The 12,596-nt window shown below is 61.1% G+C and carries 15 protein-coding genes; 6 read left to right on the top strand and 9 right to left on the bottom strand.

The genetic code is table 11. The features are described 5' to 3' along the window. Positions 1-11: 11 nt before the first annotated feature. From pstB to HKX24_RS14050, 5 genes are all read left to right on the top strand, one after another. Complete coding sequence (pstB, locus tag HKX24_RS14070) at positions 12-809, top strand: phosphate ABC transporter ATP-binding protein PstB (RefSeq protein WP_271691301.1); 798 nt, start codon at positions 12-14, stop codon at positions 807-809. Positions 810-813: 4 nt separating this feature from the next. After that, positions 814-1,521: a phosphate signaling complex protein PhoU gene (phoU, locus tag HKX24_RS14065; RefSeq protein ID WP_209217798.1), complete on the top strand. Its 708-nt coding sequence runs from the start codon at positions 814-816 to the stop codon at positions 1,519-1,521. Positions 1,522-1,525: 4 nt separating this feature from the next. Beyond that, on the top strand, positions 1,526-2,215 hold the full coding sequence (gene phoB / locus HKX24_RS14060) for a phosphate regulon transcriptional regulator PhoB (protein ID WP_067266767.1): 690 nt from the start codon (positions 1,526-1,528) through the stop codon (positions 2,213-2,215). Between the two features lie 183 nt (positions 2,216-2,398). Continuing rightward, a complete protein-coding gene (aroQ, locus tag HKX24_RS14055; protein ID WP_271691299.1) occupies positions 2,399-2,836 on the top strand; it encodes a type II 3-dehydroquinate dehydratase in 438 nt (145 codons plus the stop codon). Further along, the gene (locus tag HKX24_RS14050; protein WP_271691298.1) at positions 2,836-3,591 is read left to right on the top strand and encodes a LuxR family transcriptional regulator; all 756 of its coding nucleotides are present in this window, start codon (positions 2,836-2,838) and stop codon (positions 3,589-3,591) included. Before aroQ ends, HKX24_RS14050 begins: the two co-directional genes overlap by 1 nt. A 308-nt stretch (positions 3,592-3,899) precedes the next feature. Here the strand turns inward: HKX24_RS14050 and tsf are convergent, their stop codons facing one another. From tsf to HKX24_RS14025, 5 genes are all read right to left on the bottom strand, one after another. Next, positions 3,900-4,775 carry a translation elongation factor Ts gene (gene tsf / locus HKX24_RS14045; RefSeq protein WP_067262078.1) on the bottom strand — a complete coding sequence of 292 codons (876 nt, stop codon included), beginning with the start codon at positions 4,773-4,775 and terminating at the stop codon, positions 3,900-3,902. 98 nt (positions 4,776-4,873) lie between these two features. After that, positions 4,874-5,749, bottom strand: a complete 876-nt coding sequence (gene rpsB / locus HKX24_RS14040) for a 30S ribosomal protein S2 (RefSeq protein ID WP_067262080.1) — start codon at positions 5,747-5,749, stop codon at positions 4,874-4,876. A gap of 155 nt (positions 5,750-5,904) precedes the next feature. Then, positions 5,905-6,753 carry a lysophospholipid acyltransferase family protein gene (locus HKX24_RS14035; protein ID WP_271691297.1) on the bottom strand — a complete coding sequence of 283 codons (849 nt, stop codon included), beginning with the start codon at positions 6,751-6,753 and terminating at the stop codon, positions 5,905-5,907. Beyond that, positions 6,750-7,508: a GNAT family N-acyltransferase gene (locus tag HKX24_RS14030; protein WP_271691296.1), complete on the bottom strand. Its 759-nt coding sequence runs from the start codon at positions 7,506-7,508 to the stop codon at positions 6,750-6,752. The genes HKX24_RS14035 and HKX24_RS14030 overlap by 4 nt, the downstream gene beginning before the upstream one ends. A gap of 148 nt (positions 7,509-7,656) precedes the next feature. After that, complete coding sequence (locus tag HKX24_RS14025; RefSeq protein ID WP_067262087.1) at positions 7,657-7,842, bottom strand: DUF3553 domain-containing protein; 186 nt, start codon at positions 7,840-7,842, stop codon at positions 7,657-7,659. A gap of 29 nt (positions 7,843-7,871) precedes the next feature. Between HKX24_RS14025 and HKX24_RS14020 the strand changes: the two genes are divergently transcribed. Continuing rightward, positions 7,872-8,474, top strand: a complete 603-nt coding sequence (locus tag HKX24_RS14020; RefSeq protein ID WP_276154063.1) for a histidine phosphotransferase family protein — start codon at positions 7,872-7,874, stop codon at positions 8,472-8,474. A gap of 3 nt (positions 8,475-8,477) precedes the next feature. Here the strand turns inward: HKX24_RS14020 and HKX24_RS14015 are convergent, their stop codons facing one another. From HKX24_RS14015 to HKX24_RS14000, 4 genes are read right to left on the bottom strand one after another with little or no spacing between them, the layout of a single operon-like run. Beyond that, positions 8,478-9,743, bottom strand: a complete 1,266-nt coding sequence (locus HKX24_RS14015; RefSeq protein WP_271691294.1) for a glutamate-5-semialdehyde dehydrogenase — start codon at positions 9,741-9,743, stop codon at positions 8,478-8,480. 28 nt (positions 9,744-9,771) lie between these two features. Then, entirely contained in the window at positions 9,772-10,878 is a 1,107-nt protein-coding gene (proB, locus tag HKX24_RS14010; RefSeq protein ID WP_271693770.1) for a glutamate 5-kinase, read from the bottom strand. Then, positions 10,866-11,900 (bottom strand): GTPase ObgE, encoded by a 1,035-nt coding sequence (gene obgE, locus HKX24_RS14005; RefSeq protein WP_271693769.1) that lies wholly within the window; start codon positions 11,898-11,900, stop codon positions 10,866-10,868. Before obgE ends, proB begins: the two co-directional genes overlap by 13 nt. 30 nt (positions 11,901-11,930) lie before the next feature. Next, a complete protein-coding gene (locus HKX24_RS14000; protein WP_067262104.1) occupies positions 11,931-12,467 on the bottom strand; it encodes a GNAT family N-acetyltransferase in 537 nt (178 codons plus the stop codon). Positions 12,468-12,596: the final 129 nt, after the last annotated feature.

The raw sequence follows: 12,596 nt of genomic DNA, 5'->3' as shown, positions 1-12,596 counted from the left end.
AGGACGGGACCATGAAAGACAACAGATATTCGGAGAGTGACGTGACAACCCAACCCGTCAAGATCGCGGCCCGCAAAGTGCAGGTCTACTACGGTGACAGCCACGCCATTCGCGACGTGGACATCGACATCAACGACAAAACCGTGACCGCCTTTATCGGCCCTTCGGGCTGCGGCAAATCGACTTTTCTGCGTTGTATCAATAGGATGAACGACACAATTGATGTGGCCCGCGTGACCGGCGACATCCGTATCGATGGCGAAGACATCTATGACAAACGGGTCGACCCGGTGCAGCTGCGCGCCAAAGTGGGTATGGTTTTTCAAAAACCGAACCCCTTTCCAAAGTCGATCTACGACAACGTGGCCTACGGCCCCCGCATCCACGGGCTGGCCCGCAATAAGGCCGACCTCGACGATATCGTCGAACAGGCCCTGCGCCGGGGCGCGATCTGGAACGAGGTGAAGGACCGTCTGCACGCACCGGGCACCGGCCTCTCGGGCGGCCAACAGCAGCGTCTGTGCATCGCCCGCGCCGTGGCAACAGAGCCCGAAGTGCTCTTGATGGACGAACCATGCTCGGCCCTCGACCCCATCGCCACCGCGCAAGTCGAGGAATTGATTGACGAATTGCGGCAGAACTACTCCGTCGTGATCGTCACGCACTCCATGCAACAGGCCGCGCGGGTGAGCCAGAAAACCGCCTTTTTCCACCTCGGCAACCTTGTGGAATTTGGCGACACCGACGACATCTTCACGCGGCCCCAAGATCCGCGCACCGAAAGCTACATCACCGGCCGTATTGGATAATATCATGTCAGATCAACACATTGCATCAGCATTCGACCGCGATCTGGAGGCCGTTCAGGCGCAGATCCTCAAAATGGGCGGGCTGGTCGAAGATGCCATTCGCCGCGGCGCGCAATCGCTCGAAACCCGCGACGAAGAGCTCGCCAATGAGGTGCGGGCAGGGGACAAGGCCATCGACGGGCTGGAAGAGCAAATCAACGAAAGCGCCGCCCGCGTCATCGCGCTGCGCGCGCCCACAGCGATCGACCTGCGTCTGACGCTGAGCGTCATCAAGATTAGCGCCAACCTCGAACGTATTGGCGACTATGCAAAAAACATGGCCAAGCGCACCAGCGTCCTGAACCAGATGGAGCCTGTCAGCGACAGCACCGGCGCGATCCGCCGCATGGCTGGCGCGGTTGAGGCGATGCTGAAAGACGCGCTCGACGCCTATATCCAGCGCGACGCGGATCTTGCGCGGGATGTGATCACCCGCGACGAAGATGTCGACCAGATGTATAATGCGCTCTTCCGCGAATTCCTCACCTTCATGATGGAAGACCCGCGCAGCATCACCGCCTGTATGCATCTGCATTTCATCGCCAAAAACGTCGAACGTATGGGTGACCATGTGACCGCCATCGCCGAACAGGTTGTCTATCTGGTGACCGGTGAGACGCCCGAGGACGACCGGCCCAAGGCCGACCGCACTTCGATCACCACGAAGGACTGAGACGATGGACGTCACACGACCGCAAGTTCTGCTGGTAGAAGATGAACCCGCGCAACGTGAGGTGCTGGCCTATAACCTCGAAGCCGAAGGCTTTGAGGTGCGCCGGGCCGAAGACGGCGAAGAAGCCATGCTTCTGGTCTCAGAGGCTGCGCCGGATTTGGTGATCCTCGATTGGATGATGCCTTTGATGAGCGGCATCGAAGTTTGCCGCCAACTCAAATCGCGCGAGGCGACGCGGCACATTCCAGTCATCATGCTCTCCGCGCGCTCTGAGGAAGTGGATACCGTGCGGGGGCTCGAAACCGGCGCGGACGACTATGTGATCAAGCCGTACAACCTGCGCGAACTCATGGCCCGTGTGCGCACGCAGCTGCGCCGCACACGTCCCGCAGCGGCAGGCGCGCTGCTGAGCTTTGACGACATCCAGCTTGACCCGGAGCGTCACCGCGTGAGCCGCGCGGGCAACGAGCTGAAACTGGGACCGACAGAGTATCGGCTGCTGACGACGCTGCTGGAAAAACCCGGGCGCGTGTTCAGCCGCGATCAACTGCTCGACCACGTTTGGGGCCGCGACATCTATGTCGATACCCGCACGGTGGACGTTCATATCGCGCGACTGCGCAAAGCATTGACGCGCGAAGGTGGCGGAGACCCGATCCGAACCGTGCGCGGCGCGGGTTATGCCTTGGGTTAAACTCTTCTAGCGCTTCTCAGGAACCGTTTTATTTACATAATACTGATTATCAGTTTCACATATCACCATGCCAGCCCTGTTGTTGCGATTTTCTCGCCACAGTAGCACCGCAATGCCACCTGACGCTGGACAGCGCCAGTTTTGCTCCGTTAACACTATCTAGATGATTTAATGCGAGTGATTATGGCGTCTGTACTTATCTTGAACGGCCCGAACCTGAACCTTCTGGGCACGCGACAGCCTGAGGTCTATGGCAAGACCACCTTGGCGGATGTTGAGGCGCTCTGTGCCGAGGAAACCGCGCGGCTGGGTCTGGAGATGGAGTTTGCGCAGTCGAACCACGAAGGCAGCCTGATCGATCTGATCCACGCGGCCCGCGGCCAACATGCTGGTATCATTCTGAATGCCGGCGCCTATACCCATACCTCCATCGCGCTGATGGACGCCATCGCCTCTGTCGGACTGCCGGTGGTCGAAGTGCATCTGAGCAATATTCACGCGCGCGAGAGTTTCCGCCACACGTCTTATATCGCGCCTGTGGCCCTTGGACAGATCTGCGGCTTTGGCGTTCATGGCTATGTTCTGGCAATCCAAGCCCTTCAACGTCATATCGTAAGCTGATGATTTTGCGCGACTATCTGCATCAGATCGCGCATAGCCCGACAATCGAAGCACTCTGGGATGCCCATACGCGACAGATGGCAGACTATGGGTTCGACCGGCTGATCTACGGCTTTACGCGCTACCGCACACCGACCTCTTTGGGCGACCCGGCGGATTTCGTGATTTTGAGCAATCAAAGCGCGGAATACCTCAACGGCTACCTGCACAGCGGGCTCTACTTCAATGCGCCGATGCTGCGTTGGGCACTCAACAACGAAGGCGCTTGTAGCTGGGGCACCTTGGCGGAGATCACGCAGCGCGATGGCCTGTCGGAGACCGAAAAACGGGTGATCGACTTCAACGCCAGCATGGATGTGACGGCGGGCTATACGATCAGCTTCCGCTCGATCTCGGCCCGGTCCAAGGGGGCGATTGCGCTAACGGCGCGCCGTGGCCTGTCTCAGGATGAGGTGGATGCGATTTGGGCCACGCATGGCGCGGACATTCAGCTGATGAATGAAATTGCGCATCTGAAAATTCTCTCCCTGCCCTATAGCAGCCCCAACCGCAGCCTCACGCGGCGTCAACTGGAGGTGCTGCAATGGGTCGGAGATGGCAAGACTACACAGGATATCGCCCTGCTGATGGGCCTGACGGCGCCTACGGTCGAAAAACACCTGCGCCTCGCACGGGAGGCTTTGTCGGTCGAAACGACGGCCCAGGCGGTGCTGAAAGCAGCCTTTGCCAACCAGATGTTCGTGATGGATCCGTAATATATTAGGGTATGGAATACCTTACTGGCACCTCAGGTAGTAGATGGCCATGGTCCGCCAGTATCGCGGGTGTTCGCACCTGCGGTACGACGGGCCTTAAATCCTTGTAATACCAAGGCGCTTTTTGGCTCGCCGGTCTCAGTCAGGTTTATTTTTCGCCTGGCTGACCGGATCCTTCCCCTGCCCCATCCAGAACCTGCCCTGATACTTCGAGCCGTCGTTTTTATCGGCGTCGCTATCGATGAATGCCCACGAAAAAGGGCGGCGCATCGGAATGCACCGCCCCATATTCTTCAGGTCGAGAAGGCTTAGCCTTTCGCGGCTTTCGCCACTTCTGCTGCGAAGTCTTCTTTGACGACTTCGATGCCTTCGCCAACTTCCAGACGCACGAAACCGGTGATGGTCGCACCCGCTTCTTCAGCGGCCTTGCCGACGGTCAGGTCAGGGTTCACGACGAAGGACTGGTTCACCAGTGTCACTTCGGACATGTACTTCTGCATGCGGCCAGTGATCATTTTCTCGATCACGGCTTCGGGCTTGCCGCTTTCGCGGGCGATGTCCATCTGAACCTGCTTTTCTTTCTCGACCACGGCTGGGTCCAGATCAGCTTCGGAGAGCGACGCGGGGTTCACAGCAGCGATGTGCATCGCGATCTGCTTGCCCAGTTCCTCGTTGCCACCGGTCATGGCGACCAGAACGCCGATTTTGCCCATGCCGGGTGCGGCGGCGTTGTGGACGTAGGAGACGACGGTCTCGCCTTCGATGCTCTGCATGCGGCGCAGAGACATGTTCTCGCCGATTTTGGCGATGGCGTCTGTCAGGGTGGTTTCAACGGATTTGCCGTCGATCTCAGCCGCTTTCAGCGCTTCGACATCGTCCACTTTCAGCGCGGCATCGGCGATGTTGCTGACCATGGATTGGAATTCAGCGTTCTTGCCCACGAAGTCGGTTTCGGAGTTCACCTCAACCGCGACACCGTGACCGCCTTCGACCTTAACGGCCACGAGACCTTCGGCAGCGGTACGGCCGGATTTCTTCGCCGCTTTGGCCAGACCTTTGGTGCGCAGCCAGTCGACAGCGGCTTCCATGTCGCCGTCGTTTTCTGTCAGTGCCTTCTTGGCGTCCATCATGCCTGCGCCGGTGCTGTCGCGCAGTTCCTTGACCATGGATGCTGTGATTGCCATCTCTTGGTTCTCCTTTGGAAATCGGGTGCAGGCCCAAGGCCCGCCTCTGGTGGAAATCGGGGCAGGTTACCCTGCCCCGTGTTTCAGGTCCGTGACGCTTAGCCTTCGGCTTTGGCGACGGTCTCTTTCTTGGATTCGATGTCCAGAGGCGCATCTTTGCCCATGGCATCGTCGTGCAGAGTCTCTTCGGACGCGTTGCCGATTTCGACGCCGGTGCTCTCTTCGCTCACGGCTTCTTCTTCGGGAGCTTCTTCCATGGCGCCCAGATCAACGCCTGCCGCACCCAGCTGAGCCGACATGCCGTCGAGAGCAGCACGCGATGCCAGATCGCAGTAGAGCGCGATGGCGCGGGCCGCGTCGTCGTTGCCGGGGATGATGTAATCAACACCGTCGGGCGAGCAGTTGGTATCAACCACGGCCACAACCGGGATGCCCAGCTTGTTGGCTTCTGCAATGGCCAGCGACTCTTTCTTCACGTCGATGACGAAGAGCAGGTCAGGACGGCCGCCCATTTCGCGGATACCGCCCAGCGACGCTTCAAGCTTCGCTTGGTCGCGTTCCATGCCAAGACGCTCTTTCTTGGTCAGGCCTTCGAAACCGCGCTCGGACTGTTCGTCGATGTTTTTCAGACGGTTGATCGACTGCGAAACGGTCTGCCAGTTGGTCAGCGTACCGCCGAGCCAACGGTGGTTCATGTAGTACTGTGCGCATTTCTCTGCGGCGTCGGCGATCGGCTGTGCGGCCTGACGCTTGGTGCCAACGAAGAGAACGCTGCCGCCCTTGGCGACGGTGTCACGGATCACTTTCAACGCTTCGTCCAGCATGGGGACGGTCTGTGTGAGGTCCATGATGTGGATGCCGTTGCGCGCGCCGTAGATATACGGGCCCATGCGGGGGTTCCAGCGCTGTGTCTGGTGACCAAAGTGTACGCCTGCTTCGAGCAGTTGGCGCATGGAGAACTCAGGAAGAGCCATGTCTTTATACCTTTCCGGTTTAGCCTCATCGGGGGTATGACAGCCTCATGCTGCCAACCGGCGGACGATCTGGGATTTCTCCCCAAAAGGCCCAACCCCGACTGCGGGTTCAAGTGGGGCGCATATAGGCCAGCGCGCGGCGCAGCGCAAGGGGCTTATTGCAGGCGCGGCCCGCCATCAGCACCTGTCTGAGCATGGCCCGCGCGCACAATCGCTTCGCAGCGTTGCGCCAGCGCCTTGCGCCCGGTGAACTCGGCCACGGGCAGCGGCGGGTGATAGACCACCTCAACCGCGCCCTGCCGGGCCGCGGCCAGCGTCGTTAGCAGATGCGCGCCAAAGGACATATCCCCCCACCAGCCATAAAACCGCGGATCTTCACCCTGCGGCGCGTGGTAGATGACGCTGACGGGCTGCACCGCGATCTCATCCCGCAAGGCAGGGTCAAAGAAGGCCTCGAACAGCGTGGTCTTGAAGGGAAGCACTTGAAGCCCGTCGGTGCTGGTGCCCTCGGGGAAAAACAGCAGCTTATGCCCGGCCAAGAGGCGCGTCCGGAACACCTCTGTCTGGGTGCGCGCCTCGGCCCGGTCGCGGCGGATAAAGACGGTACCCGTCGCCCGTGCCAGCCAGCCGATGCCGGGCCAGCCCGCCACCTCGGATTTAGAGACGAAGTAGATCCGTTTGGCCGCATTCAGCGCAAAAATATCGAGCCATGAGGTATGGTTGGCCACCACCGCGCCGCGCCGTTCCATCGGGGTGCCGCGGCGGATAAAGCGCATGCCCAGCACCCAGAACGCCGTGCGGCATACCATCTGCGTGATATGGGGGGTGATGGGCCGATGCAGGCCAAAAATTGGCCGCTCGATCAAGCGCAGCAGCAGCAAGACCAGCAAGCCGCCGAAAACCAAAAGCGCCAAGACCGCGCCGCGGAGCATGACGCGCAGCATCCCTGCAAGGGTCAAACGCCGCTCTGGCGGCGGCTGGTCGCTGTCCCAAGTCGTGCTCATGCAGCGCTCCCGTTATAGAACCGCATCTGCCGCGCGCTCATCTGTTTCGTATCAAGGATCAGGCAAACATCCGTGGTGTTGAAGGCGCGGTCGATATAGGCCCCCTCGCCCACGGTGCCCCCCAACCGAAGGTAGGCTTTGATCAAGCTCGGCACCGCCAGCATGGCCTTGCGCCGGTCCAACTCGGGCTCGGGGATCAGGTCCATGGGCGCATATTCGCGCGCGCGGACCCGCAGTTCGGGCGGCGCCAAATGCCGGTGATGCAAAAGCGAAAGCGGCTCGGCCAGAGCCGCGGTGTCGGTGCCATGAAAGCTCGCCACGCCAAAGAGAACCTCGATCTCATATTCGGCAACATAGCCTGCTAGCGCGGCCCAAAGGTGGTGCATCGCCGTGCCACCGCGATAAGCGGGGTCAAGGCAAGAGCGCCCCAATTCCAACAGCTTACGACCCGACTGGACAAGCGGCGCTAGATCGTACTCCGCCGCCGAATAGAAGCCCCCTGCCCGCGCGGCCATATCGCCCCGCATCACCCGGTAGACGCCCGCCAATTTACCGCTGCGCCGGTCGGTCAAAAGCAGGTGGTCAAAGTAGGGATCGAACCGGTCCCGCTCCAACCCGGCGGCATGATCGACCATCGGCCCACCGCCGCCCAACTCCCGCACGAAAACGTCGTACCGCAGCCGCTGTGCCGCCTGCACATCGGCCTCCGTCTGCGCTAATCTGACCTGAAAATCTGCTGCTAAGCCCCGCGGCATCGGCCAATCCTATGCCCGAAATGAAAGTCTCCGCCTGATAGGCAATCGGTAGCGCGGGCGCAACAGTTGCGAGGAAAGCGGAAATCGGCTACTCTCCCTATGGTTGCTTTAAGAAAATTTTCTGCCACCATTAAGGATTTGGAAAGGGTCATCCCTCATCAAAGACCGGCATTAATTCCAAACGAAAGCTGTCTATGACCACTTTGCCTTGGTCGCGAAAGTTGACCGTCACCTTGCCGCCGATATTGCTTTGCACCTGCCCCGTGCCCCATTCGGGATGCTGCGGATGCATCACCAACATGCCCGGCGTCAGCAGCGCGTTCAGATCATCCATGCCATTTCCAATCATTCCAAGGGGCCACCATGGGCCAGCTTAGCATCGACCTGCCCGCCCTGATCGGCAGCCGCATTTGCCACGACTTGATATCGCCAATCGGGGTCATCAACAACGGGCTTGAATTGCTTCAGATGGCGGGCACCGGGGCCGCCCCGGGGCCTGAGCTTGCCTTGATCGGCCAAAGCGTCGAAAGCGCTTCGGCCCGGATCCGCTTTTTCCGCATCGCCTTTGGGGCTGCGGGCGATCAGACCATGGGTCAGAACGAGGTGACTTCGATCCTACGTGATCTCTATGCCGCCTCGCGGGTTGAGGTTGATTGGCAGGTTACAAGCTCCCAATCACGCAACAGCGTGCGGATGGCCTTCCTCGCGCTGCTCTGTATCGAAACGGCCCTGCACCACGGCGGGCGGATCACCATCGCCGAAGGGGCAGGCCATTGGTCCCTACTGGCCGAGGCTGACAAAATCGCGATAGACCCTGAACTTTGGGCGCTGCTGACACAGCCCGGGCCGGACCGGCCGCTACAGCCCGCGCAGGTTCAATTCGCGCTTTTGCCAATTCTGGCCGAAGCACAGGGGAAAGAAATCACGCTCGACAACAGCGATACGGCACTGACCCTGTCTTTCTGACGGTCAGCCGCGCACAGTCCCCTCGCCACGCACGAGGTATTTGAAACTCGTCAACTGCGCCGCGCCAACGGGGCCGCGGGCATGAAGCTTGCCCGTGGCGATGCCGATCTCTGCGCCCATGCCGAACTCTCCCCCATCCGCGAATTGGGTCGAGGCGTTATGCATCAGGATCGCGGAATCCAGCCCAATGAAGAACGCCGCAGCGGTCTCCGCATTCTCGGTCAGGATGCAATCGGTATGCCCCGATCCATACTCGCGAATATGCGCCATCGCAGCGTCCAGACCGGGGACGACCCGCGCCGCGACGATCATATCGAGGTATTCTTGCCCCCAATCCGCATCGCTGGCCGGGACCGTGCCGGGGACATCCTGCAAGGCCGTATCGGCGCGCACTTCGACGCCTGCGTCGATCAGCGCCCGGATCACGCCATTGCCAATGGTCTTGGCGACATCCTCATGGATCAAAAGACATTCCGCCGCGCCGCAGATGCCCGTCCGCCGTGTCTTGGCGTTCAGCACGACCTTCAAGGCTTTTTCGGGGTCCGCCTCGGCGTCGATATAGATGTGCACGATGCCTTCCAGATGGGCAAAGACCGGCACCCGCGCCTCACGCTGGACCAAGCCGACGAGCCCCTTGCCGCCGCGCGGCACGATCACGTCGATGGTATCCGTCATCGTCAGCATCTCACGCACCGCCGCCCGGTCGCGCGTCGGCACCAACTGCACCGCGTCTTCGGGCATGCCCGCATCGCGCAGCCCCTGTTGCAGACAGGCGTGGATGGCGCGCGATGAATGAAAGCTTTCCGACCCGCCGCGCAGGATCACGGCATTGCCCGCTTTGAGACAAAGCGCGCCGGCATCCGCCGTCACATTGGGGCGCGATTCATAGATCACGCCGATCACGCCAAGCGGCGTGCGCACGCGCTGGATGTTAAGGCCCGAGGGCTGGTCCCATTCAGCGATCACCTCGCCCACCGGATCGACCTGTTCCGCGACCGACCGCAGCCCGTCGACCATGCCGCGAATGCGCTCTTCGTTCAGCATCAGCCGGTCCATCATGGCATCCGACAGCCCCTTGTCGCGGCCAAAGGCGAGGTCTTGCTCATTGGCGGCAATGATCTCGGCCCGGTTTTTCCAGACCGCATCGGCAGCGCTGATCAGGGCGGCGTGTTTCCTCTCGGCCGTGGCGGTTGCCAGTTGCGCTGCCGCTGCACGGGCGCGGGCGCCGATATCGGCCATCAGCTCGGAGATATTCTCGATTTCGTTCATAGCCTTATGCCCCTATCTTCACCTTCGCCTAAAGCGCCATATCGTCCCGATGGATCAAAGCCGCCCGCCCGGGATAACCCAAAAGCGCCTCGATCTCCGCGCTCTTGCGGCCTTTGATCTGCCCGATCTCCCCCGCCGAATAGCGGCTGAGACCATGACCCACCGCATGACCGGCGGGGTCATACATGGCGATGCTATCGCCCCGTTCAAAACGCCCCTCAACGGCGGTCACCCCGGCCGGCAAAAGGGATGTGCCCCGCGCCAAAGCCGCCACGGCTCCGGCGTCCAAGGTCACCGCCCCGCGCGGTTTCATCGCCGCAATCCACCGTTTCCGTGCGGCCTGCGGATCACTCTGCGCGCTGAACCAAGTGGCATTCGCCCCACTTTCGAGCGCGGTGAGCGGGCGCATGACGAACCCATCGGTGATCGCCATCGCACAGCCCGCCGTTGTCGCCGTGCGCGCGGCCATCAGCTTGGTTTTCATGCCACCTTTGGACAGGCCCGACCCGGCATCACCGGCCATCGCCTCGATCTCGGGCGTGATGCTCTCGATCACATCATAGCGTTTCGCGGTCGGGTCCTGTGAGGGGTTGGCACTGTAGAAACCATCCACATCGGAGAGCAAAATCAACTGATCCGCGCCCACCGTCACCGCGATCTGCGCGGCGAGACGGTCATTGTCGCCAAAGCGGATTTCGTCGGTCGCGATCGTGTCATTCTCATTCACGATGGGCACGACGCCGAGCGAGAGCAGTTGCTCCAAGGTCGCGCGGCTGTTGAGGTAGCGCCGGCGGTTGGCGCTGTCTTCCAACGTTACCAGCACCTGCGCCGTGGTGATCCCATGGGGGGCCAGCACCTCTTCATAGGCCCGGGCAAGGCGGATTTGCCCCACCGCCGCGGCGGCCTGCGCCTGTTCCAGCGCCAAGACGGTCGGCGGAAGGCCCAGAACACCCCGGCCAAGCGCGATGGAGCCCGAGGATACCAGCACAACATCGCAGCCTAAGCCCTTGAGCCACAAGACATCTTGCGCCAATCCAGTCAGCCAATCCCGGCGCAGATTGCCGCTATCGCGGTCCACCAGAAGGGCGGAGCCGATCTTGATGACGACGCGGCGGGCGGTGCTTAGGGTTGCCAAGGTGTCTCTTCCTCGGTGCTGCGAAAACGCAGGCGGTCATCGTCGATGTTCTGGCGCAAAGTTCGCAACACTTCGGTCACGCCTTCACCCGCGACGCTGGACATCATCATCACGTCAGCGCCTGAGGCTTTTTCCAATTCTTTCAAACGACTTGCGCGCTCTTCCTCATCCAGTGCGTCAACTTTGTTCAACACGGTGACGCGCGGTTTTTCCGCCAGATCGCCGCCATAGGCTTCCAGCTCTCCAATGATGGTGTGGTAATCCTCGGCCACGGTTTCCGAGGTGCCGTCGATCAAGTGCAACAACACCGCGCAACGCTCTACGTGGCCTAGGAAAAGGTCACCCAACCCGCGCCCTTCGGAGGCACCTTCGATAAGGCCGGGAATGTCCGCCACGACGAATTCAGTGTTATCGACGCCGACGACCCCAAGGTTCGGGTGCAGCGTGGTGAAAGGGTAATCGGCAATCTTGGGCCGCGCGTTCGACGTGGTCGCGAGGAAGGTCGACTTGCCCGCGTTAGGCAGGCCCAAAAGCCCCACGTCGGCAATCAGCTTGAGCCGCAGCCAGAGCGTCCGCTCCACCCCTTCTTGCCCGGGGTTCGAGCGGCGGGGGGCTTGGTTGGTGGCGGATTTGAAATGCAAGTTGCCCCAGCCGCCATTACCGCCGCGCGCAAGCTGCACGCGCTGGCCAAGCTCGGTCAGATCGGCGATCACGGTTTCCTGATCCTCATCAAGGATCTCCGTGCCCACGGGCACCCGCAGGATGATATCCTCACCGTCCTTACCGGTGCGCTGTTTGCCCATGCCGGGCTGGCCGTTCTTGGCAAAGAAGTGTTGCTGATAGCGAAAGTCGATCAGCGTGTTCAGCCCATCGACCGCCTCGGCCCAGACCGAGCCGCCGGTGCCGCCGTCGCCGCCATCCGGGCCGCCATATTCGATGTATTTCTCACGCCGGAACGACACACAGCCGCCGCCCCCGGCACCGGATCGGATGTAGACTTTGCAGAGGTCGAGAAACTTCATGGTCTTGCCTTTCAGGCACGGGAAACGGAGCTACAGCTTGCGGCTATAGGTCCATGTGGGTACGGCAGCATCGCGGGCCAAGCAATAGGTTTCCGCGTCGCCGAGATAGACAAAGCCCGCATTGGTCAGCACCTTGGCCGAGGCCGGGTTGTCATGGAAAACAGAGGCAAAAAGCGCGTCATTGCCCAAGGGGTTGGCGTTTACCAAAGCCTGCACCGCGTCAGAGGCAAGATGCGTGTTCCAGAACGCCGGTGCCACCCAATAGCCGATTTCGGATTGGTTGCGGTCCAGCCGGGTGAGGGAGATCACGCCCATCACCTCGGAACTGTCCGCCCGGGTGCCATCCATGACCCAGACGTCTTCTTCACGGTCATCGGACATGGCGCGGGTGACATAGGCCTCGACACTGCCGGGCGGCAGCGGATGCGGGATTGAGGATGTGGCATTGGCGACCCGCGGGTCGCTGGCATACATCTCAATCATACCCATGTCGGACCGGCGCACCGGACGCAGGTCAAACCGCTCAGTCTCAATAAGGGGTTGGTTCACAATCGCTTCCAACTGCATCGTCATGTTCCTCCTCCGAACAGACTGGATTGGGGGCCTTTGGCCAGACGGGCCGCCCCTGCCCCGATCGCGCGTAACCCGCGCGCCGAGGCGTTGACACATTCGACATATTCCTCCCTGCCGAATGTA

The sequence above is a fragment of the Sulfitobacter sp. M85 genome, assembly GCF_029285915.1.
GTDB classification, from domain to species: Bacteria; Pseudomonadota; Alphaproteobacteria; order Rhodobacterales; family Rhodobacteraceae; genus Sulfitobacter; species Sulfitobacter faviae.
The sequence above is the reverse complement of the archived record's forward strand: the minus strand, read 5'-3'. Positions and strand labels throughout refer to the sequence as shown.